Source organism: Roseovarius sp. MBR-51, assembly GCF_053628575.1.
The window spans coordinates 155327-179363 of sequence record NZ_JBRJGQ010000009.1 but is presented as its reverse complement, the minus strand read 5'-3'; the positions used below and the strand labels follow the sequence as shown (position 1 = coordinate 179363).

Here is a 24037-nt window from a genome sequence, read left to right as displayed (position 1 = left end):
AAACTATAGTCTTATGCAGCAGCAAAACGACAAAAACCGCAGGAAACAAGACTTCGCCTGAACAAGCGCGGCATAATCCGAAGCGCGGCATTATGGGCCTTATGCCGACATCGGCATAAGGCCCATTGGACCGGCAGCGAAAAGCGGCTGGAGCGGATCAAGAAGTTTGCAAATCGTGAAGCCTATGCCTTTGAAGAACTGGTCGCTGAAATTGGCGCTTGTTTTCTTGGTGCCCAGATTGGCGTCGCGCCGGAATTCGACCAAAGCGCCGCCTATGTCGAAGGTTGGTTGAAAGCGCTCAAAGAGGACAAACGGGCGATTTTTCGTGCGGCGTCCGAGGCGCAGAAAGCCGCCGATTTTGTCCTAGCAGCCGCAGGTCAATCGAAAGCGGCCGCAGCATGAGCGGCCCCGCAATCTTACCCCCGATGACGTGCCGCAAATGCGGCGCGTCAAATCCGGTGATCTTTCTTGCGCCGGTCATCGTGAAAGGCAGTTGCTCCTGTATTTGCTTGGATTGCGCCGAGGCCCGTTCGTGGCTCGATCCGGACGGCAACTTGAAGTCTGGTGTTGAGCTTTGAGCACCTGCGCCCCGCCTCATGTGGCGGGGCGCAGGCACTTTCAACGAGATGAGATAATGTGGCCCGTGCTGCTGCGCACGGGCCGCTCTGAGAAACGGACTGTGCGGAGGATCGACTGGCTTTCAGCCCGCTCACCTCCTTCAGGCTTTTTTCAATTTGATTGGTCCGCCCAACATCCCTGTCGCGTCCCGTCAATGGGCAAGCGCCGCGCGGGCGCGTCGTCAAAGCCTGCAACCCGTGTCCTCGCGCGGGGCGCGCTGCCGGCCGCACCAGTTGCTGGCTTTGACCCTTTGACTGGCCGTTCCAGGGCCGTGGGTCGGGCTGTGCCCCCACCCACTCTGTTTCGCCGAATACATGCGTATTCGGTCAGATCAGATTGGCCGGTGTGCAGCCCATCGGCGGGAGGGGAGCCAAGCCCCAACCGCAGCACCCAAGAGGAGGCCACAAATGGCTCACAAATATCAGCCCCCGAAATTCTGGACCTGCGACTGTGATAGCACGACCGGCGGTCACATCATCGACGGGCTTTATAGCACCTGCGTCTATTGCAGGAAGCATCGGCACGAGCTGAAGGAGATCGTTGGGAAACCCATGCAAACTGTTCTGAGGTTCAAGCTATGATGGAAAGGGCAGGGGCGGCAAATCGGTGATCACGACCCGTGTCACTAGACGCATATACGCACCTGTAACAATTGAAACATATAGTGATCAAAAGGCTGAATTAATCGGCTCTTGCCGGCATACGCCAAGCGCCATTTTGAAGGCCGTGTCACTAAAAGGATATATGATCAAGAATGTATATCCAGCCGCGCCCAACAAGGATGATAGGGCGCGGCACGTCAATAGCCTTGGGACATGCTCGCAAGCTGCGCGTGTCCCAGGGCGATTGCCTGATGAGAGTTTGTGTGACGCTGGGAGAGCGATTTGACCGACACCCCCGCGCAAGCGCGGAGACCCCCGTCAGTCAAGCGCCTCTGGCGCGGCTCTGTCCGTCAGAGGTCGAGCAGCCGCCAGCGGCCTGCGCCGTCGTGCCAGTTTCCGCCCTGCAAATGCGCAGAGTGGTAGCGCGCGCAAGCGAACGCCGAGGCGTGCTGACTACCCAAGACTAGCTGATTTAGGAGCTTCCAACATGGCCGTTTACCTGATTTGAGACTGCGCATTTGCGAACAGAACAAAAACAGAATGTTTAGACAAATGTTTAGACGCGCAAACGCACGTTGGCCGCAGATTTTCTAAGTCATTGATTTTAAATGGAGGCGAGTAGGAGAATCGAACTCCTGTTCACGGATTTGCAATCCGCTGCGTCACCACTCCGCCAACTCGCCGCTCCAAGTGGTTGGGGTGAATTATATGATCGGGCGGGGCGGCGCAAGTGGGCAATGCGGTGTTTTGCATGGCCAGATTGCCCGAAGAGCATTGGACCTATTGCCGTTGCCGCCGGGTGGGTTCTGTGCGAAAACTTGAGGGGTAAGATTCCGAACGCAAGAGTTTAAACCATGACAGACTATGCCGCGCGGCGCACGATGATGGTGGATACGCAAGTACGCCCGTCTGATGTGACCAAATTCCCGATCATCGACGCCATGCTCTCGGTCCCGCGCGAGGTGTTTGTACCGACCGCGCTGCGCGAGGCGGCCTATATGGGGGAGAACCTCGATCTGGGTGAGAGCCGGGTGATGCTCGATCCGCGCACGCTGGCCAAGATGTTGGACGCGCTGGAGATCGAGGGCGACGATCTGGTGCTCGATATCGGGCCGGCCTATGGGTATTCCGCTGCCGTGATTGCCCGCATGGCCGAAGCGGTTGTCGGGGTCGAGGACAAAGCGGCACTGGTCGAAGAGGCACAGCGCACTCTTTCCGAGCAAGGCGCCGACAATGTGGTGATGCATGAGGGGCCGCTTGCCGATGGTGCGCCGGAGCATGGACCCTACGACGTAATTACTGTGCAGGGTGCGGTTGCCCATCTGCCCGAGGCGTTGCTGGCGCAACTCAAGGACGGCGGGCGCATCGCCTGTCTGTTCATGGAGGGGGCCTTGGGTGTGGTGCGGATCGGTTACAAGATCGACGGTCAGATCAGTTGGCGTGACGCGTTCAATGCGGGCGCGCCGATCCTGCCCGGATTTGAAAGGCACGCGGCCTTTACCCTATGACGGGTTGGGCGCGGCAAAAAAAAAGAGAGAGTGCAGAGCATGAAAACAGGAAACGTGCGGGCCCTCGGCGTTGTGATTGGACTGACGGTTCTGAGCGTCGTGCCGCTTGCGGTCCGAGCGGAGACCCTGGCTGACACGCTCAAGAGTGCCTATATCAACAGTGGTCTTCTGGACCAGAACCGTGCCTTGCTGCGTTCAGCCGATGAGGATGTGGCGCAGGCTGTGGCCAGCCTGCGGCCGATCATCGACTGGACGACTGGAATAAGCATTGATTCAAGCGATTCTCGGACGCAGGCGATATCCCGCAATAATACTGCAACCGAGCTCAATCTGGCGATCACCGGCAGTTTGCTGCTCTATGATTTCGGGCGCAGCGATTTTTTGACCGAGTCCGCCAAGGAGATCGTTCTTGCGACGCGACAGACGCTGATCAGCGTTGAGCAATTTGTCCTGCTGACCGGCGTGCAGGCCTATATGAACGTGATCCGCAATCAGGAGTTTGTGGCGCTGCGCCAGAACAACTTGCGGCTCTTGCGCGAAGAATTGCGGGCTGCGCAGGATCGCTTTGATGTGGGTGAAGTCACACGGACCGATGTGGCGCAGGCGGAGTCCGCCGTGGCACTGGCGCAGAGCGGGCTGGCGGCTGCGCAGGGCGATCTGACCCGAGCGATCGAGGAATTCCGCGAGGCGGTGGGGCGCGATCCGGGGCCGTTGCAAACACCGGGGGATTTGCCGCGACTTGGCGAGAATGTCGATGCCGCCAAGGCCGTGGCCGTGCGGCGTCATCCCGACATCTTGCAGGCGCAGCACAATGTTGCGGCTGCAGAGTTGAACATCCGGGCTGCCGAGGCCGCTTTGATGCCCACGGTGAACCTGACGGCGCGGATCGGAGCGTCTGAAGATCTGGATGGGTCCGACATGTCGCGCACCGGCAGCGTCGGGGTCGAATTGCGTGGTCCTATCTATCAGGGCGGGCGTTTGAATTCGGCTCAGCGTCAGGCAATGGCGCAGCGCGATTCGCAACTGGCGCAGCTGCATCTGGCCGGGCTTCAGGTGAAGCAGGACGTGGGCAACTCGTATGCCAATCTGGGCGCTGCGCGGGCAAGCCGCACCGCGAGCCGCGAGGCCGTGCGCGCCGCTCAGGTCGCGTTTGAGGGCACGCGCGAAGAGGCGACGTTGGGGGCGCGCACCACGCTGGACGTGCTGGATGCCGAACAGGGCCTGCTGGATGCGCAGGCCAATCTGATTTCGGCCAATGCAGATGTGGTGATTGCGGCCTATTCGGTGTTGGCGTCGATTGGTGAATTGACCGCGCGGGATCTCAATCTGGGTGTCCAGACCTATGATCCAACCGCTTATTACAATCTGGTCAAGGATGCCCCGATCGCCATCAGCCCACAGGGTCGAAAACTCGACCGGGTGTTGCGGGCAATTGGAAAGAACTGAAAAGTTTTTGAATCGGTTGTGCGAGGTCGTCCTGAGGGGTAAACTGCCCTCAGGCAAGAGTGGTATAATAACATGTCCGATCCCGTGACCAATGTGGAAATCGAGGATGTCCTGTCGTCGATCCGGCGGCTGGTGTCGAACACTCAATCCGATCGCAGTACTGAGACGAAAGCCGTGCCGCATGAGGTTTCTGACGCCGGGGCGGAGCGGCTGGTGCTGACCCCGTCCTTGCGGGTGGATGGCACGCGAGGGGCGGACACCGCGCCCGATGTCGCAGAGGCGCCGCCTGCTGAGGAAACGCTGTCGGATCCCATGGACATATGGGAGTCTGGACCATATCCCGAGACACCAGGGCAGGACAGCCTGTCCGAGGACGCCACAACAGAAGATCCGGAGCCGGAAAATCAGGAGCCAGACGCTCTTGAGGCTGAGCAGCCAGAGACCGAGGCGCAGGGTGAGTTCGAAGCCGAGCCGCAACGTGACGTGCAATCCGAACTGGGCACGCAGGCCGCCGAGTTCGAGGCGCTGGTGGCCGGACGGGACGATCAATGGGAGCCGGATGGGGCATCCGGGGACGATTACGCCGGGGGTCCGGTTTCGGCGATCTCCTGGACTGAGGCGGTTGAGCCCTCAGAAGAGGATGAGGACTCAGCCGATCCTGATTGGGCCGAGGCGGATGATCTTGCCTCAGAACGCCACACGCAAAACTGGCAGGATGCGGAGGACGCGCAAGAGAGCGCGGAGCAATCGTCTGGGGCGGGGCGCACCGATGCTCTGTTTATGGATGATGCGGTTCTGGACGAGGACGCGTTGCGCGATCTGGTCGCCGAGATCGTTCGGCAAGAGTTGCAAGGCGCGTTAGGGGAGCGGATCACCCGAAATGTGCGCAAACTCGTGCGCCGCGAGATTCACCGGGCGTTGACCAGTCAGGATTTCGACTGAGCCGGACACTCTTCGCTGAGCGACAAGAGCAGATCAAGATCCATGTGCCGCTCCAGATGTGCGGCCAAGGCATCGAGCGTGGTCTCGACATCAGCCCCGTAGCGCAGGGCTGACACGGCACCCAATCCCGAGAGAAACGCGGCGCGAAACGGGTCTGAGGCGAAAAGCCCATGCAGATACGCGCCGCGCACCCGGCCACTGGCCGATGCGGCCCCTTCAGGGCGATCCCCGACGCGAAGCCATGCGCGGGCGCAATCCGGGCCGGTTGTGTTGCCGAGATGGATTTCATAGCCCTCGACGGTCTCGCCGCTGGCGAGATAGGTGGCCTGCGTCAAGGCCAGCCGCTTTTCCGGCTTCATGACCGTGACCACATCGAGATGCCCCAGCCCGGCGACCGAAGCGGGCGGGCCTTCGATGCCCTCGGGGTCCTCGATCCGTTGGCCAAGCATCTGATAGCCGCCGCAGATGCCCAGCACATGCCCACCGCGCCGAATATGGGCGGCAAGGTCGATATCCCATCCTTGGGCGCGGAAATGCGCCAGATCGGCGATCGTGGATTTACTGCCGGGGATGAGCACCAGATCGGCATCGCCGGGCAGGGGCTGGCCTGCGTTAATGATCTCGACCGTGACGTCCGGTTCGCTGCTCAGGGGATCCAGATCGTCGAAATTGGCGATGCGACCCAGACGGGGGACCACCACTTTGAATGCGCCGCCCTTGGTCGAGGCGATATCCATCACATCCTCTGCCGGAAGGCGCCAGGCATCGGCGAACCATGGCACCACGCCCAGGGAGGGCCAGCCCGTGCGCGTCACGATCTCGCGCAGGCCGTCGTCAAACAGGCTGACATCGCCACGAAACTTGTTGATGGCAAACCCCTTGATCCGTGTGGCATCTTCGACGGGAAGCACGGCTTGGGTGCCGACGATTTGCGCGATGACGCCACCCCGATCAATATCGCCGACAAGGATCACTGGTATGCCAGCGGCCTCGGCAAAGCCCATGTTGGCGATGTCACCGGCGCGCAGGTTGATTTCCGCCGGGCTGCCTGCGCCCTCGATCAACAGAAGATCGGCTGTGGTGGCAAGGCGGTGAAAGCTCTCCAAGGTCGGAGCGAGCAATTGTGGCTTGGCACGGGCATAATCGCGGGCGCGCAGCGTGGCAAAGCGGCGGCCCTGCACGATCACCTGCGCGCCAATGTCGCTCTCGGGTTTGAGCAGGACCGGGTTCATGTCGGTGTGGGGTGCGCGGAAGGCGGCCAATGCCTGAAGCGCCTGTGCGCGGCCAATCTCGCCGCCATCCACCGTTACGGCGGCGTTGTTGGACATGTTCTGCGGCTTGAAGGGGGCGACGCTCAGACCGCGCCGGGCAAAGGCGCGGGCGAGCCCTGCGACCAGCATCGACTTGCCCACATTCGAGCCAGCCCCCTGAATCATGATCGCGCGTGTCATTCCGATGTCCCGTTGCTTTCCTTGGGCGGTGATACAAAGTGCCGGGGCGCAGCGGAAGGCAGATCACGTCACAGCGTGCCGTTTTCCCGACCCAAAAGCAAAAGCCCTGCCAAAGTGGCAGGGCCTCGACTATTCGGCGGAGTGTGCTGCCTCTCAGGCGGCTTCGGCCTGTGCGGCGGCATTGCGGCGCTCGCTCTCTTCGCGAGAGAGGGCCACGGAGGTGCGCACGCCCTTGGATACGAAATCCATCAGGCCAGACACAACGCGCTCATTCGGGTCAATCCCGGCGCAGGACAACACTTCGCGTCCATCGCGGGACCGTGCCCAGCGGGCAATCTGCTCGGGGCCATTGCCATATTTCTTGTCATCGGAAATGGCATCATCCAGCGCGGCCAGTACGACGGCCGCAAAGAGTTTACGAGCACGGTTGCCCTGTTCGGCATTGAAAGCCGTACCGTCAACGAAATCCTTCATCATTCGTCCTTGTTTTTATTGCTCTTGCGTTTTGGGCGTGACGGACCTTATGGCGGAGTTTTTATGATTCGGATAGAGCACATATGCATAACTTCTATGCAAATTATGCATATCTCCGCCGGACACGTAACGACATTTCGTTGTCTTGCCACCCATCATCCCTCCAGATATAGGGAGCAACAATCCCTTATCAACCTTTTGTCATGGTTTGAACGCAATGCCCAAGATCAACGGAAACGAAATTCGCCCCGGCAATGTGCTGGAACATAACGGTGGCCTCTGGGCCGCGGTCAAGGTCGATCATGTGAAACCCGGCAAGGGCGGCGCCTTTGCTCAGGTCGAGATGAAGAACCTGCGCAACGGCACCAAACTGAACGAGCGGTTTCGCAGCGCCGACAAGGTGGAGCGGGTGCGGCTGGAACAGAAGGACCAGCAATTCCTCTATGAAGAGAACGGCAAGCTGGTGTTCATGGATACCGAAACTTATGAGCAAATCGAACTGCCCGCCGATCTGTTGGGGGAGCGTCGCCCGTTTCTTCAGGATGGCATGACCATCACGGTTGAATTCCACAACAGCGAAGCGCTGCATGCCTCCTTGCCGCAAAAGGTGACCTGCAAGATCGTTGAGACCGAGCCGGTGGTCAAAGGCCAGACGGCTGCCAACAGCTTCAAGCCTGCCATCCTCGACAATGGCGTCAAGGTCATGGTGCCACCGTTCGTTGGTCCGGATGAGGATATCATCGTCAACACCGAGACCATGGAGTATTCCGAACGCGCCTGAGCGCGTATCTCGGGTTTGAAGGCGGTCCGTGGTGGCAGGTCAGATGCGGCCTGTCACGCGACCGCAATCAAGCGCTTGTGGTTGAACGAGATGATCTGCATCAAGATAAGATTTTTGAGACTGGCATATACTCCGAACGGGGAGGCGATCTGAGAATTGGCTCTCAGGTCCATTCCTCCCTTGTGGTTTTGGAGGAATGCAATGATTTTTCAAGCAAAGACCAAGACGTGTGGTTTGCCAGTGATTGTGGCTGCTCTGTCTATGGTAGCCGGAACTGCGGCCTATGCCGCGGATGAAGGCTCGATCGCGCGGGGTGGCCGGCTCTATGACAAATGGTATGCGGTGATCGGACAAGACGCACCGGGCGAGTCGCACAAGCTGTATCCCACGGAGGCGGAATACGCCGACAAGCCCGGAACAAACTGGCGCTGCAAGGAGTGTCATGGCTGGGACGGTATGGGTGTGGATGGAGCCTATTCCGGGGGCAAGCATTTTTCCGGGATCAAGGGCATAAATGGCATGAAAGGTGGCGATCCGGCGGCAGTTGTTGCGCTCTTGTCGGCCCCGGCTCATGGATATGGTGACTATCTTGGCGAACAGGATCTGACTGATCTGGCGAATTTCGTGGTCCAAGGGCAAGACGCCTATGCCGATTACGTCAGCGACAGCAAGATTGTCGGGGACGTGGAGCGTGGCAAACAGGTCTATGGCACTGTCTGCGCCAATTGCCATGGAGCAGACGGAAAGCTGCCCAAGGACATGCCTCCGCTGGCCTCACTCACCGATAACCCGTGGGAGTTGATGCACAAGGTGCTGAACGGTCAGCCCAAAGAAGTAATGCCTGCGCTGCGGGCGTTCGATCACCAGAACGCGGCAGACGTCATCGCCTATATCGAGGCGGAATTGCCCATGGAATAGGGCGCGACCGCGCCACATGAACAACCGGGCGCATAGTGATGTGCCCGGCGCAACTCTTGGGAAACAACAGTGATGATGAAACGTCTTAAACAACTGTGGCACTGGTTCACACGGCCAAGCGTTCTGATTGGCCAAGGGGTGCTGCTGGTGATTGGTGGGATCGGTGGGATCATCTTTTGGGGCGGATTTCACACCGCCATGGAGGCAACCAATACGTTAGAGTTTTGCGTCTCCTGCCATGAGATGCGAGACACGGTTTTTGAGGAATACAAAACCAGCGTGCATTACAAGAATGCGTCCGGCGTGCGCGCCATCTGTTCGGATTGCCACGTCCCGCATGAATGGGGTCCAAAGGTGGTACGCAAGATCCAAGCCAGCAATGAGCTTTGGCACACGCTGCGCGGCACCATCGACACGCCGGAGAAATTCGAGGCCAAACGAGAGCAGCTCGCCATGCATGTCTGGGCCACGATGAAGGCCACGAATTCGCGCGAGTGCCGCAGTTGTCACAGTTTCGATGCGATGGATTTCGACAAGCAGGCGCGTCGTTCGCGCGAAAAGATGGAAGTCGTGGCGAGGGAAGGCCATGCGCCAGATGGCTCTTCAACCTGTATTGATTGCCACAAAGGCATTGCCCACTCGCTGCCAAAGGTGGAACGCGATTGAGGACGGCGCGACGGATGCCGCGCCGGTTCAGACCATCATCTCTTTGGTCGCGGTCAGCGTGATCTCGGGGTAATCGCGGGCCACCCGGTCGATGTCCCATTGCAGGCGCGTGAGATAGACGATGTCGCCGTCATTGTCATGGGCGATGTGCTGCTTGTTGGCGGCGGTGAATTTCTCGACCGCCAGCTTGTCACCCGATACCCAGCGGGCAGAGGTGAATTGCGAGCCCTCAAAGCGCACTGGCAGGCCGTATTCCAACTCGATGCGGCTGGCCAGAACCTCGAATTGCAGCGCGCCGACGACGCCGACGATAAAGCCCGAGCCAAAGGCCGGTTTGAAAACCTTGGCGGCCCCCTCTTCGGCAAATTGCATCAGCGCCTTTTCCAGATGTTTGGCCTTCATCGGATCGCCTGCACGCGCCTGTTGCAAGAGTTCCGGCGCAAAGGACGGGATGCCGGTGACGCGCAGGGCCTCGCCTTCCGTCAGGGTGTCGCCGATGCGCAACTGGCCGTGGTTGGGGATGCCGATGATGTCGCCGGCCCAGGCCTCTTCGGCGAGTTCCCGGTCGGCGGCGAGAAAGAGCACCGGGGCCGAGACCGTCATCGGTTTCTTTGAGCGGACATGCGTGAGCTTCATGCCGCGTTTGAAATGGCCCGAGGCGAGGCGGACAAAGGCCACGCGGTCGCGGTGTTTGGGGTCCATATTGGCCTGCACCTTGAAGACAAAGCCGGTGACGGCGGTTTCTTCGGGGGCAATGGCGCGGGGCGTGGCCTTTTGCACCTGCGGTTCGGGGCCATAGGTGCCGATGCCGTCCATCAATTCCTTGACGCCAAAGGAGTTGATCGCGGACCCGAACCAGATGGGCGTCATATGACCCTCAAGCACGGATTGCGGATCGAGGGCGGGCAGGAGTTCGCGCGCCATCTCAATCTCGTCGCGCAGCTTTTCGATGAGGTTAGCGGGCACATGCTGGGCCAGTTTTGGATCGTCCAACCCGTTGATCTTGATCGATTCCGCCACCTTGTTGCGGTCGGCGCGGTCCATCAGTTCGAGGCGATTGTTCAGCATGTCATAGCAGCCAACAAAATCGCGCCCCATGCCGATGGGCCAACTGGCCGGGGTCACATCGATGGCGAGGTTCTGCTGGATTTCGTCGATGATATCAAAGGTATCGCGCGCCTCGCGGTCCATCTTGTTGCAAAACGTCAGGATCGGGAGGTCGCGCAGGCGACAGACCTCAAAGAGTTTCTGGGTCTGGCTCTCAACGCCCTTGGCCCCGTCGATCACCATCACGGCGGCATCCACAGCGGTCAGCGTGCGATAGGTATCCTCGGAGAAATCCGAGTGACCGGGTGTGTCCACGAGGTTAAAGCGGAAGCGGCCAAAGTCAAAGGACATGGCCGACGCCGAGACCGAAATGCCGCGGTCCTTTTCCATCTGCATGAAGTCCGAGCGTGTGCGCCGCGCCTCGCCCTTGGCGCGCACCTGCCCGGCCATCTGAATGGCGCCCCCATACAGGAGGAACTTTTCGGTCAGGGTCGTCTTGCCCGCATCCGGATGCGAGATGATCGCAAAGGTGCGGCGACGGGCAATCTCTGCCGGCAGATCGGGGCGGTTTGAAAGGGTGTCCAACATGGGGCCGGATATAGAGGGCTGGACGGAGCGGCGCAATATGCTCAGCGCGTGGACGCCCGTTTGAGAATATCGGCTGCATTGGGGTGATTGAGCAAGGCTTGACCGACTTCGAATTGCAGGTGGCTGGGGGCGTTCTTGCCCGCGATTTGCTGGCTCAGCGCCTCTTTGAGGTCGGCAGGCAGGGCGGCACTGGTGCGGGGATCGACCAGCAGGGTTTCGGCGGCGATGCCTTCGGCATAGATGATCTGATGCCGATCAAAGAGCAATTGCACATAATCGACAAAACCACCGCTCTCGCGGCGCACGGTATCGCCGTTGACCAGATGTCGCGCGCGCACCAGCACCTCGGCGCGGCCAGCGCCCAAGGCATCGGAGCGCTGATAGATGAAGAGCCGGTGGTCGGGGCTGACCAGCAGGTCGTGTTCATTGTGCAGCGCACCCGCCGCGATCCGGATGGGCGCGAAATCACCCACCGCGCGCACTGTCGACTGCCCGACCCAACGGATTGGCCGCACCCCGTCATCGCGGGTGAGGACCATGTCGCCGGGTGAGAGGGTTTCGACCCGGCGCTGTTCGCCTGTCGCCATGGTGATATGGGTGCCGCGCGAAAAGGACACGCAGGCCACCTGCGCAAACCGTTGCAGCACATCGTCCGTGTCGATCCCGACCAGCGCATAGCCGGTCTTGGGCCGCATCTGGGCCAGCGGCATGGCAAAGACCTCGACCACATTGCCAGCGTCATCGACCTCGACCAGAACCAGCATTTCGGTGGTGCGCCCGGTGCCGGACATCAGGGTGAGGCAGCTGTCCAGATGGACCTGAGCGCCGGGGCTGCCGATGTCGGAATTCTGCGCGATGGAAAAGGGACCGCCCCCCTGAAGCGACAGCGAGAGGCGGAATTGCCGGGCCTGCGCCTGCAATTCGTAGACATCATCGAGATCGAGTTCGGCGGCAAAGGATAGCGCGTCGCCCATATTGGCCCCGTTGACGACACGAAAATCAAGCCCCTGATAGACGGAGATGATGTGATCGGACAAGGCAGTGTCGGAGGTCATTGACGGGGGCGTTTCCAAAAGCTGGGAAAAGAGCGATTTCCATTCAGGTCCGCTAGCTTAGGAGTATGACCCCATGGCGTCAATGTGGCGGGGAAACCGGGTGTCGGCGGGTGGCCGGCGTCGTGTCCCCCGAAGCGGCGGGTTTTGGTAAACATCTGGCCATTCTGACGCGCACAGTGTTAATTCCGCGTGGAAGCAGCATCAGGAGGGCGCGAGATGGATCTGGGCATCAAAGGCAAGAAGGCGCTGGTCTGCGCCTCATCCAAGGGGTTGGGGCTTGGCTGTGCGCGGGCTTTGGCCGAGGCCGGTGTCGATCTGGTAATGAACGCGCGCGGAGCCGAGGCGCTGGAAACCGCAGCGGCGGCGATTCGCGCCGAATTCGGTGTTGAGGTGAGAACGGTTGCGGCGGATATCACGACCGAGGCCGGGCGCGCGGCGGTGCTAGAGGTGGCGCAGGGCGTGGATATTCTGGTGAATAATGCCGGCGGCCCGCCGCCGGGGCTCTGGTCGGATTGGGAGCGGGAGGATTTCATCCGCGCGCTCGATGCCAATATGCTGACCCCCATCGCGCTGATCAAGGCGCTGGTGCCGGAGATGATGGCGCGCGGCTGGGGCAGGGTGGTCAACATCACCTCGCAATCGGTCAAGGCCCCTATTCCGGCACTGGGGCTGTCAAACGCGGCGCGGACCGGGCTCACCGGCTATGTTGCAGGCACCTCGCGACAGGTGGCGGGCAAGGGGGTGACGATCAACAATCTGTTGCCGGGCATTCATGCCACGGACCGTGCCACCTCGCTCGACAAGGGGGTGGCGGAGGCGCAGGGGGTCAGCATGGACGAGGCCCGCGCCCGGCGCTGTGCCAGTATTCCGGCGGGCCGTTACGGCACGGCTGATGAGTTCGGCGCAGCCTGTGCCTTTTTGTGCAGCCAGCATGCCGGGTTTATCGTCGGGCAGAACATCCTCTTGGACGGAGGCGGCGTGAACGCGACGCTTTAGGCGGCACCGCAGCCTTGTCCAAGGCACGCATGCGGGCAGAGAGATCACAAAACCGTAAGGTCGCGGATTTTGGGCTGGTGTCGCGCGGGTTGTATGGCTAGCGCTAAGGCAACACATCCAGTTGGGGAAAGATATCATGCAAGCATTGGCGATCATTGGCCTCTTTGGGCTGGTCATTTTGGGTAGCCTGCTGGTCGCGCCACGGCGTGCCACCATTGAGGGGTTCTTCAATGGCACCGGGGTGGATGGCCGCGCGCCGGGGCTCTGGGTGCTGGTGCTGAGTCAGGTCACGACGTGGATCTTTGCTCGGTCCCTGATGAATTCGGCCATTTTGGGATATTTCTACGGAATCTGGGGCACGCTGGCCTATGCCGCCTATTACGGGTCCTTTGTGACGGGCGGCTTTATCGTGAGCCGTCTGCGCGCCCAAGGGGCGGGATCGGTGCAGGATTGGCTCGGGGGCCGGTTCGGGGCCACGGGCAATGCCTGTTACAATCTGGTGATTGGGCTGCGGCTCTTGTCCGAGGTGTTCGCCAATCTTCTGGTGGTGGGGTTGATCTTTGCGGCGGCCCTGCCGGAAATGGGCGTGGCGCGTGATGCGTCGATCCTGATCGTGGCGGTGCTGGGCCTGATCTATAGCGCATGGGGCGGGCTGAGCGCCGCATTGCGCACAGATGTCTTGCAGATGCTGGTGTTTCTGGCGGTCTTTGCGGTGGCTTTTGTCGCGCTTGTACTCAGCCCCGGGTTTCATATCGGAGCGGTGCTGACGGCACCGGGCACTGCGGGGGCGTGGAACGGGCAGATACTCTTGCTGGTCGCGCTGTTGCAGGTGTTCTCTTATCCGGCACATGATCCTGTGATGATGGATCGCGGCTTTCTTGCCGATCCCGAGACGACGCGCAAATCCTTTCTGCACGCGTTCTGGATCTCGACGCTTTGCATCATCGGGTTTGGGTTTTTCGGTATTCAGGCAGGCTTGATCGGTGCGGAATATGAGGGTGAGTTGATTGGAACTTGGGCGGGCATGTTTCCGGCTTGGCTTTTTGTCGCGCTCCTGGTGTCGCTGTTGATCTCGGCGATCAGCACGCTCGATTCCGCGCTGGCCAGTGCGGCGCGGCTGGTGGTGGACGAGCTGAAACTTGGTCAACGGTCGCTTGCGGGCGGGCGGATGGCGATGGTTGCCTTCATGGTGTTGGGGACTGGACTCACGCTCTGGGGCAATCAGACACTGTTTGACGCGGTGGCGGTCAGTGGCACCGCGAGCATGTTCCTCACGCCCATCCTGATTGTTGGGCTGGTGATGGGGTGGCGCATTCCGCTCTGGTCATATCTGGTGGCGTTTGGGGCGGCGATGTTCGGGGCGGTCCTTTATTTCGCGCGCGAGGCGGAGTGGGCCATGGCGATCCTGCCCGAGGCGCATAAATACGAGCAGCTCTTGATGATCTGCGCCGGGGTGCTGATCGTTGGTTTTGGCGCTGTGCTCTTTGGGGCGCGGCGGGTCTGAACCTTGCTAAGAGGCGACTTCGGCTTAGGTCCTCTGCGGTGATCACCGCAGGGGGCCTTTTCTTATGCGCATTGTCTTTATCCTGCTGTCGCTGGGACTGCTGAGTGCCTGTGCCGGGCGGCCTGATCTGAGTGACGAGCGCCTGTCTGCGCGAGAGTTCAATCTCGAAGAGTTCTTTGACGGGCAGGTGGTGGGCTATGGGCAGTTTCAGGATCGGTTCGGCACGGTGCGGCGGCGGTTCGAGGTGCAGGTCGCAGGCGACTGGGATGGGCGCGTCCTGACGCTTGATGAGGATTTCACCTATGAGGACGGAAGCACCGAGACCCGCGTCTGGACCCTAACCAAAACCGGCGATCAGACATGGCAAGGCACGGCACCGGGGGTGATCGGTCTGGCAATGGGGGAAGAACGCGGCGATGCCTTCAACTGGCGCTATACGATTGATCTGCCGGTGCCGGATGGCACATTGCGGGTCAGCTTTGACGATTGGATGTGGCAGATGAAAGAGGGCCGTGTGTTGAACCGGGCCTATATGGACAAGTTTGGCGTGGAAATCGGCGAGGTGATCATCTGGTTTGAGAAGCAGGGATCTTAGGGGAGCGTGGCGTCGAGAGATTGGAGGAGACACTGGCCTTGTGCATGCCACGCGCGGAACAAAGCCCGAAGGGCGCCGCGCGATCGCTGGGCCGTCCGTCGCACCAAAGGTGCGCCGCTTTATCTCGGCACGCCTTTGGCGTGACGGCCTAGCGAGTTTGAGAGGGCGCACACCTCTTTGATGTCATACGGACTTGGCTGGCACTAAGTGGCAGTCATCGCTGTTGCTTCGCTCGTCCCCGGCCCAGCGGTCGCGCGGCTCTCCGGTTGGGACCACTGTCCGCGCTAAACCCTCTCCGTCAGAGCATATGCCCGGATTTTGCCGCCTTGGTCGCGAGATAGGCATGGTTATGTGCGTTCTCGCCCAGTTTCAGCGGCACGCGCTCGACCACGTCGATGCCGTTCTGGCGCATCATCTCGATCTTGGCGGGGTTGTTGGTCAGCAGGCGCACGGCGGAAAAGCCCATCAGCGACAGAATGCGCGCGCCGATGCGGAAATCGCGTTCGTCATCCTCGAATCCCAGCCGGTGATTAGCCTCGACGGTATCAAACCCCTGATCCTGCAAGGAATAGGCGCGCATCTTGTTGGCAAGGCCGATGCCGCGCCCCTCTTGATTGAGATAGAGCAACACGCCCGCCCCTTCGGACCCCATTTGCGCCAGAGCGCCGCGCAGTTGCGGGCCGCAATCGCATTTAAGGCTGCCCATCAGATCGCCGGTGAAACAGGCCGAATGCAGCCGCGCTAGAACGGGCGCATTGCGGTCAGGCTGACCGATCTCAATGGCATAATGTTCCTCGGCTCCATCCTCGGGGCGAAAGATATGCAGACGTCCCGCCTCGGACACCGCCAGCGGCAAGCGGGCGCTGACAACCGGGTGCAGGGGGCTGGTGGCCTCAAGCCCAAGGGCTGCGGCGCTGTCGAGCAGCGTCAACCCATTGCGCGCGGCAAAGCCCGCGCCCTCGGCCATGGGCAGAACCAGAGCAGCAGGCAGGAGCCGCGCGGATTTCACCAGCGCCAATGCCAAGCGGTGCAGCTCCACGTTGCCGCCGCGTTCGGAGGTCAGCGGGCCTTTCATTGGGCTTTTGAGGTCATCTGCCGGATCGGCAACGCCCAGAACCCAACCCAGCGAGGCATCGGGCGGCACTATAACCCGTGCCAGGTCGCCGTCATAGGCGCGCGCCTTGAGTGTGGTGGCGCGGCGTGCTGTAATCGCCAGACTCGGTGCGCCGCCCAGAGCGCGCAGATCCGCCAGACGCTGAGCATCCAGCGTTTCGGCAGCCATGATGAGAGCGGCACCGTGCGGCCCGACCAGCACGACAGGCACGCCCATACGTAGGTCGCTGCGCGCGCGGGCGGCGATTTCGGTGATATCTGGGGCAAGGCTCATGCGACGCTCCTGTCTTTGGACCAGAGTTAGATATAAGCTTTTGTAACGAATTGAAAGAAACGCTCGCAACGCAACACTTGGGCGTGAATGTGTTGTTGCACATCTTGCCGCCAAGTCGCTTGTACCGCATGCTCTTGTCACGGAAGGGGATACCGAGATGGCACAAGTCAAGAAAATTCTTCTCGTGGATGACGATGATGACCTGCGAGAAGCCTTGGGCGAGCAATTGGTCATGACGGAGGATTTCGACGTGTTCGAAGCCGCCAGCGGATCTGCTGCGATGGGAAAAATCAAGGACATGATCCATGATCTGGTGATCCTTGACGTGGGACTGCCCGACACGGATGGGCGCGAACTATGCCGGTTGATGCGCAAGCAGGGGGTCAAGGCACCGATTCTCATGCTGACTGGCCATGACGGCGACGCCGATACGATTCTGGGTCTCGACGCCGGGGCCAATGACTACATCACCAAGCCCTTCAAGTTTCCGGTGCTTCTGGCGCGGATTCGCGCACAGCTGCGCCAACATGAGCAATCCGAGGATGCGGTGTTCCAGCTTGGGCCCTACACTTTCAAACCGGCGATGAAGATGCTGATCACCGACGATGAGCGCAAGGTTCGGCTGACCGAGAAAGAGACAAATATCCTTAAATATCTGTACCGTGCCACCGAAGGTGTGGTGCCGCGCGATATTCTGCTGCACGAGGTCTGGGGATATAACGCGGGGGTCACGACCCATACGCTCGAAACCCACATTTACCGCCTGCGGCAAAAGATCGAACCTGATCCCGGCAACGCTCGCCTTCTGGTAACGGAATCCGGCGGCTATCGCCTTGTGGTTTAAAAACCACGGTTTCTTGACCTGTATCAAAGTCGTATCTGCGAGTGACGTTTAATCTGCTATTATTCAGTATGTGTGCGGTTACACACATGAACCTCCCTGTTGGACTGCCCCGGCCCCTGTGCCGGGGATTCTTTTTCTGGGGCCGGTTTTCTCGGTCTGGATCTGGGTGGACTATTTAGTCCAGAGGCACGGCAATCGCGGCTGGAAACGGCGGGCGCATCGCTCTACTGTCCGCCCGAACCCAGACAGGAGATGCCGCATGCCCTTTACCCTCGCCACATGGAACATCAATTCGGTCCGCCTGCGCGAAGGTCTGGTGGCGCGGTTGATGCAGGAAGAGATGCCGGACATCCTGTGTTTGCAGGAATGCAAGAGCCCGGTGGACAAGATGCCGCTCGAGGCCTTTGCCGCGCTTGGATATGGGCATGTCGTGGCGCGGGGGCAAAAGGGCTATAACGGCGTCGCCATCCTGTCCAAGCTGCCCATGACAGAGGTGGGCGCCACGGATTTCGCGGGCCTCGGACATGCCCGCCATATCGCGGGCCAACTCGAGAATGGCACCGTCATCCATAATTTTTACGTGCCTGCCGGCGGTGATATCCCCGACCGGGCGGTGAACGACAAATTCGGCCAGAAACTCGACTACCTCACCGAGATGCGCGACTGGTTTCGGGACAGCCGCCCCGAAAAGTCGATCCTTGTGGGCGATCTCAACATCGCCCCGCGTGAGGATGATGTGTGGAACCACAAGCAACTTCTCAAGATCGTCAGCCACACGCCGGTTGAGGTGGAACATTTGGGCGATGTGATGGAGGCGGGCGGATGGCAGGATGTGACCCGTGCCGATATTCCCGAGGGGCAACTCTATAGCTGGTGGTCCTACCGTGCGAGCGACTGGGATGCGGCGAACAAGGGGCGCAGGCTCGATCATGTCTGGGCCAGCGGTGACATCCGTGCGGCGGCACATTCCAGCCGTATCCTGCGCGGCGCACGCGGTTGGGACCAGCCCTCGGATCACGCGCCGGTGTTTGCCACATTTGATCTTTGACTCCGCCGGGTGCGCCCACATATAGGGGGCAAATATCTTTAGGAGGCTGAACATGCTGGAACTTGGCAAGAGCAACAGCGCCCCTGCGGCGGGCGATTTGATCAAGGATGTGTCCGAGGCCACTTTTATGGCGGATGTGGTGGACGCCTCGCAAACCGTGCCGGTGATTGTCGATTTCTGGGCGCCGTGGTGTGGTCCCTGCAAGACATTGGGCCCGGCGCTTGAGGCGGCGGTGACGCGCGCCAAAGGGGCGGTCAAGATGGCCAAAATCAATGTCGATCAGAATCAAGCGATCGCGGGCCAGATGCGGGTGCAATCGATTCCCACCGTCTACGCTTTTTGGCAGGGTCAGCCGATTGACGGATTTCAGGGCGCCTTGCCCCCTTCCGAGATTGACGCCTTTGTCGCGCGGGTTGTCGCGGCGGCAGGCGGCGAGGCGGATGGCGGGCTGGACGAGGCGCTCGATGCCGCTGACGAGATGCTGGAGTCCGGTGCCGTGGCCGATGCCGCACAGACCTATGCCGCAATTCTGCAAGAAGACCCGGTGAATGCCCGTGGGTATGCCGGGTTGGCCCGTGCGCATATCGCACTGGGAGAGCTGGATCAGGCCGAAGCGATCCTGAACGGTGCCCCGGCCGAGATCAGCCACGCGACAGAGATTGACGCCGCACATGCGCAGCTGGCGCTGGCACGGCAGGCGCAGGATGCCGGTCCTGTGACCGAATTGCGCGCGGCGGTCGAGGCGGACCCAGAGAATCCTCAGGCGCGGTTCGATCTGGCGCAGGCGCTCTATGCCAATGGGCAGGCGCAAGAGGCGGTGGATGAATTGCTGGACCTGTTCCGGCGTGATCGGGAATGGAACGACGGGGCGGCCAAGACCCAACTTTTCACCATCTTCGAGGCGCTCAAGCCGAATGATCCGGTCTTGCTGAGTGGGCGGCGTAAATTGAGCTCAATGATATTTGCCTGAGCTCCGGTGCGGGCTAGGTAAGCGGCATGACACATAAGCTCGATCTTCCAGAGATCATTCCCGTTTTTCCGCTCCCCGGTGCGCTTTTGCTGCCGCGGTCGCGCCTGCCCCTGCATTTGTTCGAGCCGCGCTATCTGGCGATGCTCGAAGATAGCCTCAAGACACCGGGGCGGTTGATCGGCATGATCCAACCCAACCGTGTGCCGGGCCGCGAGGGCGGCACCGGGCTTCACGCGATCGGGTGTGTTGGCCGGGTGACGCAGTTTTCCGAGACCGAGGACGGGCGATATATGATCACGCTGACGGGCCTGTCGCGGTTTCGTGTGCAGGACGAGGTCGAGGGATTCACTCCCTATCGGCGGGCGCGCGTCTCTTGGACCGGGTTCGAGCGTGATATGGGGCCGGTGGACAGTGATCCCGGATTTGATCGGAGCGCCTTTCTTGGCCTTCTGGGCCGCTATTTTCGGGCGCGGGAGTTGCAGACGGACTGGGACTCGCTGAAAGAGGCCGAGGATGAGTTGCTGATCAACTCCCTCTCGATGCTCCTTGGGTTCGAGCCGGAGGACAAACAGGCGCTTTTGGAGGCCCCATCGCTCAGTACACGGCGCGAGACGCTGGTGACGTTGATCGAATATGTGCTGCGAGGCGGTGACAATGAGGACATCATGCAATGAGCGATGACATCCAGCTTCCTCCGGCGTTTGATCGTCGTATGCTCGAGGCGTTAATCTGCCCGCAGACCCATGCCACGCTGGAATACGACGTGGCAGCGCAGGAATTGATCAGCCGGTCTGCCGGTTTGGCCTTTCCCATCCGAAACGGCATCCCGGTGATGTTGATCGATGAAGCGCGCAAGCTGGATTAATTTGCCCGCGTCGCGGTCAGATCGAACCTGACATCAACCCCGAAGCCAAGCGATTTTTCATCCGTCACCCCGTTGCCGACGTTGAAATTGCGGCGGTCCAGCGTGAGCGTGCCCTGTGCGGTGGCCGTGTCGCCCGTGATCGTCAGATCAAAGGGCATCTCGACCGGCACGAATTGATCGCGGATCGTCAGCGTGCCGCGCGCCATCGGGCCGGTTTCGGTTGCCATCAGGTCAGCGGTGAAACGCGCGGTCGGAAATTCACTGGTGTTGAAGAAATCCGTGCCCATCGCCTGTTGGGTCACTGATCCGAGGGAGAGAGAGGCGATGCCGACGGTCACCTCCACTGTACCGTGTTGTCCTGCGTCATCGGGGGTTTCCGAGTAGGCGATATTGGCGGTCCAGTCCGCAAAGCTGCCAGTGACGGCGGAGCCCAATTGCTGGACGGTCACTTGCAACTGGCCGCTCTCGACCTGCCAGTCACTCTCGACGGCGGCCAGTGTTGCGGGACTGCTGGTGCCGGCAGCGCCGAACCAGCCGAGCCAGGTGGCCCCACCGACTGCGCCGACCCAGATCGCGAGGGCGGCAACGAGGGGCAGGGCGTGATTTGGTTGGTTTGCGGTGGGAATGGCGTCCATGCGCCCCGGCATCATCCGGCGCAGCGTTGCGTCGCCATCGAGCAGGTGATGTTTGAGCGCGCCAGCCACATGCGCGGTTATCGCCCCCGCAAGCACCAGCATCAGCACGAAATGCAGCGTTGAGGCGGCTTCGGACAGAGTTTCGGATTTAGGCACCAAGGGCAGGTTTTGCCCCAGCGGCCACCAGATCGGCGCAAAACCGGACGTTGCGGCATGATGCACCCAACCCGAGAGCGGCACCAGAACCAGCGACCCATAGAGCAGCCAATGCACAGTTTCCGCCGCCCATGCCTCGAGCGTTCTGTCACCGTTGAGCAATCCCGGTTTGGGTTGGCTGATTGCCCAGGCAATGCGGGCGAGCGCCACAAAGAAGATGGCGACCCCGAGGGTCTTGTGGAGGGAGAACAAGACTGTCGCGCGTGCGATCAAGTCCTCGGTCGGCGTTGCCTCGATCTGATGCGCAACCTGGGTGGCAAACCAACCCAGCGGCAGGTTGGACAGGATCAACAAAGCGGTGAGCCAATGAAAGCTCTTGGTGATGCTGCCATAGCTGGTGGGCGAGTTGGTGATTGGCATTGCAGACGTCCTCATGATTGCAGCGCCAATCTAGCTGGATATGCCAGAGGCGCAATGACTGCCCGCGCACAGGGGGGCTGCGTCTTTGAGGGTCTGCACAATCCCTGCGCAAACACTGTGCAATCTTGGGCAAACACGTTGCTTTGGCAGACGCGGCGATGTATCGGGAGGCACTTTTCAAGGGAGGTGAGCAGATGAGCCGAGCATTCGTATTTCCGGGGCAGGGCGCGCAGGTGATCGGCATGGGGGCGGATCTGGCGGCCAACTATCCGGCGGCACGGGCAGTTTTTGACGAGGTGGACGACGCGCTCGGACAAAAGCTCTCGGCGTTGATCTGGGAGGGTGAGCAGGAGGCGTTGACCCTGACCGAGAACGCCCAACCGGCGCTGATGGCGACGTCTTTGGCGGCCCTGCGCGCGCTTGAGGCCGAAGGTGTGGATCTGGCGCAGGTCGCTGGCCATGTGGCCGGGCATTCCCTGGGGGAATATTCGGCCCTTGCGGCGGCGCGCGCGATCAGCGTGGCGGATACCGCGCGCCTTCTGCGCATTCGGGGACAGGCAATGCAACAGGCAGTGCCGGTGGGTGTGGGCGCGATGGCGGCGCTGTTGGGTCTTGATTTCGAAACCGCCCGCGCCGTGGCACAAGAGGCTGCGCAAGGCGAGGTCTGTCAGGCCGCCAATGACAATGATCCGGGGCAGGTTGTGGTCTCTGGCCACAAGGGAGCCGTTGAGCGCGCGCTGGATCTCGCCAAGGCGCGCGGGGCGAAACGGGCGATGCTCTTGCCAGTCAGCGCGCCCTTTCATTGTGCCCTGATGGCGCCTGCCGCCGAGGTGATGGCGGCGGCCTTGGCCGATGTCACGATCCATGCACCTGTGGTGCCGCTGGTGGCCAATGTGCGCGCCAGCGCCGTGACGGACCCGGCGGAGATCCGCGCGCTATTGGTGGAGCAGGTCACCGGCTCTGTGCGCTGGCGCGAGTCGGTGATCTATATGGCGGCACAAGGTGTCACCGAGATATGGGAGATCGGGGCGGGCAAGGCGCTCTCGGGTATGATCCGGCGCATTGAGCGCGAGATCACCTGCCGCGCGATTGGCACCTCGGAAGAGGTAAAAGCGACGGCTCAAGTCGTCGCCGATATTTGATGCTGTGCAGTGATAAAGAGAGAAGGACATAAGATGTTTGATTTGACAGGGAAATCCGCGCTTGTGACGGGCGCCTCTGGTGGCATCGGCGCGTCGATTGCACGCGCGCTGCATGGCGCGGGTGCAACCGTCGGACTAAGTGGCACCCGCGTCGAGCCTCTTGAGGCGCTGGCGGCGGAATTGGGCCAGCGCGCCCATGTCCTGCCCTGCAACCTCAGCGATGCCGAGGCGGTCGATGCCTTGACCAAGGATGCCATCGCCGCGATGGGCGGGCTCGATATTCTGGTGAACAACGCCGGGATCACGCGTGATCAGCTCTTTATGCGGATGTCGGACAAGGACTGGCATGACGTGCTCGATGTCAACCTGACCTCTGCGATGCGTCTTTGCCGGGGGGCTGTGCGCCCGATGATGAAGGCGCGTTGGGGCCGGATCATCAATATCGGCTCAATCGTCGGGTCGAGCGGCAACCCCGGTCAGGCCAACTATGCCGCTGCCAAGGCCGGTTTGGTGGGCATGACCAAATCCATCGCCGCAGAGGTGGCAAGCCGGGGCATCACCGCCAATGTGGTGGCACCGGGCTTTATCGCCACGCCGATGACCGATAAATTGAGCGAGGATCAGAAGTCCGCGCTTTATGTCCAGATCCCGATGGCCCGTATGGGCACGTCCGAGGAGATTGCGGCGGCTGTTCTCTATCTTGCCAGCCCCGAGGCAGGCTATGTGACAGGCGCCACCCTGCATGTGAATGGCGGGATGTCCATGTACTGAGTCGCGGCGGGTATCTCTGTCACAATCGACCTGAGTGAAAGCATTTGCCATTGCCCGCGCATATGCTATAGGCCACCGAGATTAGCCGGAGGGATATGCGGATTCTCCCGGTGGCCTTTGTATGAAGGCAGTCGAGAACCGCCCATTGGGGCATAATCATCGCCACTTCCCGGCATGGGCGGGGGCAGACAACGGGCAAGACTGCCCAAGACAAAACGAGGAACAAGACATGAGCGATATCGCAGACCGCGTTAAGAAGATCGTTGTGGAACACCTGGGCGTTGAAGAGGACAAGGTTGTCGACAAAGCCTCTTTCATTGACGATCTCGGCGCGGACAGCCTCGATACGGTCGAGCTGGTCATGGCATTCGAAGAAGAGTTCGGCATCGAGATCCCCGATGATGCGGCGGACACGATCCAGACCTTTGGCGACGCGGTCAAGTTCATCACCGAAGCGTCCTGATTTCGCTCCCGCGCGAGAGTCAAGAACCCTGCCAATCGGCAGGGTTCTTTGCGTTTAAGACAAGGCTGGCGTCACAATCCCGTGAACCTGAACCGCGTGCCGTGTGCTGCCGGGCACCGTGACGGTGCCATGACATGCGGTTAAC

The 24037-nt window shown here is 60.9% G+C and carries 24 protein-coding genes and 1 tRNA gene; 18 read left to right on the top strand and 7 right to left on the bottom strand.

Features of this window, described 5'->3' with window-relative positions:
* Positions 1 to 57: 57 nt before the first annotated feature.
* Complete coding sequence (locus ACSSVY_RS15040; RefSeq protein WP_454270483.1) at positions 58 to 402, top strand: zincin-like metallopeptidase domain-containing protein; 345 nt, start codon at positions 58 to 60, stop codon at positions 400 to 402.
* A 1427-nt stretch (positions 403 to 1829) separates the two neighbouring features.
* On the opposite strand, the gene ACSSVY_RS15035 is transcribed toward ACSSVY_RS15040, so the two are convergent.
* Positions 1830 to 1903 (bottom strand) — tRNA-Cys (locus tag ACSSVY_RS15035).
* 171 nt (positions 1904 to 2074) lie between these two features.
* Between ACSSVY_RS15035 and ACSSVY_RS15030 the strand changes: the two genes are divergently transcribed.
* The 3 genes from ACSSVY_RS15030 to ACSSVY_RS15020 all read left to right on the top strand — a co-directional run bounded on the left by ACSSVY_RS15030 (position 2075) and on the right by ACSSVY_RS15020 (position 5116).
* Positions 2075 to 2728: a protein-L-isoaspartate O-methyltransferase family protein gene (locus tag ACSSVY_RS15030; RefSeq protein ID WP_454270475.1), complete on the top strand. Its 654-nt coding sequence runs from the start codon at positions 2075 to 2077 to the stop codon at positions 2726 to 2728.
* 39 nt (positions 2729 to 2767) lie between these two features.
* The gene (locus tag ACSSVY_RS15025) at positions 2768 to 4174 is read left to right on the top strand and encodes a TolC family outer membrane protein (RefSeq protein WP_454270473.1); all 1407 of its coding nucleotides are present in this window, start codon (positions 2768 to 2770) and stop codon (positions 4172 to 4174) included.
* 72 nt (positions 4175 to 4246) lie between these two features.
* The gene (locus ACSSVY_RS15020; RefSeq protein WP_454270472.1) at positions 4247 to 5116 is read left to right on the top strand and encodes a hypothetical protein; all 870 of its coding nucleotides are present in this window, start codon (positions 4247 to 4249) and stop codon (positions 5114 to 5116) included.
* Here the strand turns inward: ACSSVY_RS15020 and ACSSVY_RS15015 are convergent.
* Positions 5101 to 6567, bottom strand: a complete 1467-nt coding sequence (locus ACSSVY_RS15015; protein WP_454270470.1) for a cobyric acid synthase — start codon at positions 6565 to 6567, stop codon at positions 5101 to 5103. The two genes, ACSSVY_RS15020 and ACSSVY_RS15015, sit on opposite strands and share 16 nt — an antisense overlap.
* Positions 6568 to 6720: 153 nt before the next feature.
* Positions 6721 to 7041, bottom strand: a complete 321-nt coding sequence (locus tag ACSSVY_RS15010) for a DUF6280 family protein (RefSeq protein ID WP_037248548.1) — start codon at positions 7039 to 7041, stop codon at positions 6721 to 6723.
* Positions 7042 to 7258: 217 nt separating this feature from the next.
* On the opposite strand from ACSSVY_RS15010, the gene efp reads away from it, so the two are divergent.
* The 3 genes from efp (at position 7259) to ACSSVY_RS14995 (ending at position 9406) form a co-directional block, all read left to right on the top strand.
* Entirely contained in the window at positions 7259 to 7822 is a 564-nt protein-coding gene (efp, locus tag ACSSVY_RS15005) for an elongation factor P (protein WP_009819145.1), read from the top strand.
* A 261-nt stretch (positions 7823 to 8083) separates the two neighbouring features.
* Positions 8084 to 8740 carry a c-type cytochrome gene (locus ACSSVY_RS15000; RefSeq protein WP_454270468.1) on the top strand — a complete coding sequence of 219 codons (657 nt, stop codon included), beginning with the start codon at positions 8084 to 8086 and terminating at the stop codon, positions 8738 to 8740.
* A 72-nt stretch (positions 8741 to 8812) separates the two neighbouring features.
* Positions 8813 to 9406 (top strand): NapC/NirT family cytochrome c, encoded by a 594-nt coding sequence (locus ACSSVY_RS14995; RefSeq protein WP_454270466.1) that lies wholly within the window; start codon positions 8813 to 8815, stop codon positions 9404 to 9406.
* A gap of 27 nt (positions 9407 to 9433) precedes the next feature.
* Here the strand turns inward: ACSSVY_RS14995 and ACSSVY_RS14990 are convergent, their stop codons facing one another.
* Positions 9434 to 11041 (bottom strand): peptide chain release factor 3, encoded by a 1608-nt coding sequence (locus ACSSVY_RS14990; protein ID WP_454270464.1) that lies wholly within the window; start codon positions 11039 to 11041, stop codon positions 9434 to 9436.
* A gap of 41 nt (positions 11042 to 11082) precedes the next feature.
* Positions 11083 to 12096 carry a Hint domain-containing protein gene (locus ACSSVY_RS14985; RefSeq protein ID WP_454270463.1) on the bottom strand — a complete coding sequence of 338 codons (1014 nt, stop codon included), beginning with the start codon at positions 12094 to 12096 and terminating at the stop codon, positions 11083 to 11085.
* A 216-nt stretch (positions 12097 to 12312) separates the two neighbouring features.
* Between ACSSVY_RS14985 and ACSSVY_RS14980 the strand changes: the two genes are divergently transcribed.
* The 3 genes from ACSSVY_RS14980 (at position 12313) to ACSSVY_RS14970 (ending at position 15191) form a co-directional block, all read left to right on the top strand.
* A complete protein-coding gene (locus tag ACSSVY_RS14980; protein ID WP_454270461.1) occupies positions 12313 to 13092 on the top strand; it encodes an SDR family oxidoreductase in 780 nt (259 codons plus the stop codon).
* A 136-nt stretch (positions 13093 to 13228) separates the two neighbouring features.
* Positions 13229 to 14596 (top strand): sodium:proline symporter, encoded by a 1368-nt coding sequence (locus ACSSVY_RS14975; protein ID WP_454270460.1) that lies wholly within the window; start codon positions 13229 to 13231, stop codon positions 14594 to 14596.
* A gap of 64 nt (positions 14597 to 14660) precedes the next feature.
* Complete coding sequence (locus ACSSVY_RS14970) at positions 14661 to 15191, top strand: DUF3833 domain-containing protein (protein WP_454270458.1); 531 nt, start codon at positions 14661 to 14663, stop codon at positions 15189 to 15191.
* A gap of 298 nt (positions 15192 to 15489) precedes the next feature.
* Here ACSSVY_RS14970 and ribA read toward each other — a convergent pair whose 3' ends face one another.
* Positions 15490 to 16578, bottom strand: a complete 1089-nt coding sequence (ribA, locus tag ACSSVY_RS14965) for a GTP cyclohydrolase II (RefSeq protein ID WP_454270456.1) — start codon at positions 16576 to 16578, stop codon at positions 15490 to 15492.
* Between the two features lie 157 nt (positions 16579 to 16735).
* Between ribA and ACSSVY_RS14960 the strand changes: the two genes are divergently transcribed.
* From ACSSVY_RS14960 to ACSSVY_RS14940, 5 genes are all read left to right on the top strand, one after another.
* A complete protein-coding gene (locus ACSSVY_RS14960) occupies positions 16736 to 17422 on the top strand; it encodes a response regulator transcription factor (RefSeq protein ID WP_009819135.1) in 687 nt (228 codons plus the stop codon).
* Positions 17423 to 17681: 259 nt separating this feature from the next.
* Positions 17682 to 18470 carry an exodeoxyribonuclease III gene (locus ACSSVY_RS14955; protein ID WP_454270454.1) on the top strand — a complete coding sequence of 263 codons (789 nt, stop codon included), beginning with the start codon at positions 17682 to 17684 and terminating at the stop codon, positions 18468 to 18470.
* 52 nt (positions 18471 to 18522) lie between these two features.
* Positions 18523 to 19440: a tetratricopeptide repeat protein gene (locus ACSSVY_RS14950; protein WP_454270452.1), complete on the top strand. Its 918-nt coding sequence runs from the start codon at positions 18523 to 18525 to the stop codon at positions 19438 to 19440.
* Between the two features lie 26 nt (positions 19441 to 19466).
* A complete protein-coding gene (locus ACSSVY_RS14945) occupies positions 19467 to 20114 on the top strand; it encodes an LON peptidase substrate-binding domain-containing protein (RefSeq protein WP_454270450.1) in 648 nt (215 codons plus the stop codon).
* Entirely contained in the window at positions 20111 to 20305 is a 195-nt protein-coding gene (locus ACSSVY_RS14940; RefSeq protein WP_454270449.1) for a Trm112 family protein, read from the top strand. The genes ACSSVY_RS14945 and ACSSVY_RS14940 overlap by 4 nt, the downstream gene beginning before the upstream one ends.
* Here the strand turns inward: ACSSVY_RS14940 and ACSSVY_RS14935 are convergent.
* A complete protein-coding gene (locus ACSSVY_RS14935; RefSeq protein ID WP_454270447.1) occupies positions 20302 to 21516 on the bottom strand; it encodes a cytochrome b/b6 domain-containing protein in 1215 nt (404 codons plus the stop codon). The two genes, ACSSVY_RS14940 and ACSSVY_RS14935, sit on opposite strands and share 4 nt — an antisense overlap.
* A gap of 194 nt (positions 21517 to 21710) precedes the next feature.
* Here ACSSVY_RS14935 and fabD point away from each other — a divergent pair, with 194 nt between their 5' ends.
* The 3 genes from fabD (at position 21711) to ACSSVY_RS14920 (ending at position 23892) form a co-directional block, all read left to right on the top strand.
* Positions 21711 to 22658 carry an ACP S-malonyltransferase gene (gene fabD / locus ACSSVY_RS14930; RefSeq protein WP_454270445.1) on the top strand — a complete coding sequence of 316 codons (948 nt, stop codon included), beginning with the start codon at positions 21711 to 21713 and terminating at the stop codon, positions 22656 to 22658.
* 33 nt (positions 22659 to 22691) lie between these two features.
* Positions 22692 to 23429 carry a 3-oxoacyl-[acyl-carrier-protein] reductase gene (gene fabG / locus ACSSVY_RS14925; protein ID WP_454270444.1) on the top strand — a complete coding sequence of 246 codons (738 nt, stop codon included), beginning with the start codon at positions 22692 to 22694 and terminating at the stop codon, positions 23427 to 23429.
* A 229-nt stretch (positions 23430 to 23658) separates the two neighbouring features.
* Positions 23659 to 23892: an acyl carrier protein gene (locus tag ACSSVY_RS14920; protein ID WP_008282321.1), complete on the top strand. Its 234-nt coding sequence runs from the start codon at positions 23659 to 23661 to the stop codon at positions 23890 to 23892.
* The last annotated feature ends 145 nt before the right edge of the window (positions 23893 to 24037 follow it).

Bases quoted from the DNA above. Each gene is read 5' to 3' on its own strand.
- ACSSVY_RS15010 (WP_037248548.1), bottom strand. From the start codon at position 7,041: ATGAAGGATTTCGTTGACGGTACGGCTTTCAATGCCGAACAGGGCAAC.
- ACSSVY_RS15030 (WP_454270475.1), top strand. From the start codon at position 2,075: ATGACAGACTATGCCGCGCGGCGCACGATGATGGTGGATACGCAAGTA.
- ACSSVY_RS14975 (WP_454270460.1), top strand. From the start codon at position 13,229: ATGCAAGCATTGGCGATCATTGGCCTCTTTGGGCTGGTCATTTTGGGT.
- ACSSVY_RS14935 (WP_454270447.1), bottom strand. From the start codon at position 21,516: ATGCCAATCACCAACTCGCCCACCAGCTATGGCAGCATCACCAAGAGC.
- ACSSVY_RS14970 (WP_454270458.1), top strand. From the start codon at position 14,661: ATGCGCATTGTCTTTATCCTGCTGTCGCTGGGACTGCTGAGTGCCTGT.
- ACSSVY_RS14940 (WP_454270449.1), top strand. From the start codon at position 20,111: ATGAGCGATGACATCCAGCTTCCTCCGGCGTTTGATCGTCGTATGCTC.
- fabG (WP_454270444.1), top strand. From the start codon at position 22,692: ATGTTTGATTTGACAGGGAAATCCGCGCTTGTGACGGGCGCCTCTGGT.
- ACSSVY_RS14995 (WP_454270466.1), top strand. From the start codon at position 8,813: ATGATGAAACGTCTTAAACAACTGTGGCACTGGTTCACACGGCCAAGC.
- ACSSVY_RS15020 (WP_454270472.1), top strand. From the start codon at position 4,247: ATGTCCGATCCCGTGACCAATGTGGAAATCGAGGATGTCCTGTCGTCG.
- ribA (WP_454270456.1), bottom strand. From the start codon at position 16,578: ATGAGCCTTGCCCCAGATATCACCGAAATCGCCGCCCGCGCGCGCAGC.
- ACSSVY_RS15000 (WP_454270468.1), top strand. From the start codon at position 8,084: ATGGTAGCCGGAACTGCGGCCTATGCCGCGGATGAAGGCTCGATCGCG.
- ACSSVY_RS14920 (WP_008282321.1), top strand. From the start codon at position 23,659: ATGAGCGATATCGCAGACCGCGTTAAGAAGATCGTTGTGGAACACCTG.
- ACSSVY_RS14985 (WP_454270463.1), bottom strand. From the start codon at position 12,096: ATGACCTCCGACACTGCCTTGTCCGATCACATCATCTCCGTCTATCAG.
- ACSSVY_RS14945 (WP_454270450.1), top strand. From the start codon at position 19,467: ATGACACATAAGCTCGATCTTCCAGAGATCATTCCCGTTTTTCCGCTC.
- ACSSVY_RS14950 (WP_454270452.1), top strand. From the start codon at position 18,523: ATGCTGGAACTTGGCAAGAGCAACAGCGCCCCTGCGGCGGGCGATTTG.
- ACSSVY_RS14990 (WP_454270464.1), bottom strand. From the start codon at position 11,041: ATGTTGGACACCCTTTCAAACCGCCCCGATCTGCCGGCAGAGATTGCC.
- ACSSVY_RS14955 (WP_454270454.1), top strand. From the start codon at position 17,682: ATGCCCTTTACCCTCGCCACATGGAACATCAATTCGGTCCGCCTGCGC.
- ACSSVY_RS15025 (WP_454270473.1), top strand. From the start codon at position 2,768: ATGAAAACAGGAAACGTGCGGGCCCTCGGCGTTGTGATTGGACTGACG.
- ACSSVY_RS15015 (WP_454270470.1), bottom strand. From the start codon at position 6,567: ATGACACGCGCGATCATGATTCAGGGGGCTGGCTCGAATGTGGGCAAG.
- efp (WP_009819145.1), top strand. From the start codon at position 7,259: ATGCCCAAGATCAACGGAAACGAAATTCGCCCCGGCAATGTGCTGGAA.
- fabD (WP_454270445.1), top strand. From the start codon at position 21,711: ATGAGCCGAGCATTCGTATTTCCGGGGCAGGGCGCGCAGGTGATCGGC.
- ACSSVY_RS14980 (WP_454270461.1), top strand. From the start codon at position 12,313: ATGGATCTGGGCATCAAAGGCAAGAAGGCGCTGGTCTGCGCCTCATCC.
- ACSSVY_RS14960 (WP_009819135.1), top strand. From the start codon at position 16,736: ATGGCACAAGTCAAGAAAATTCTTCTCGTGGATGACGATGATGACCTG.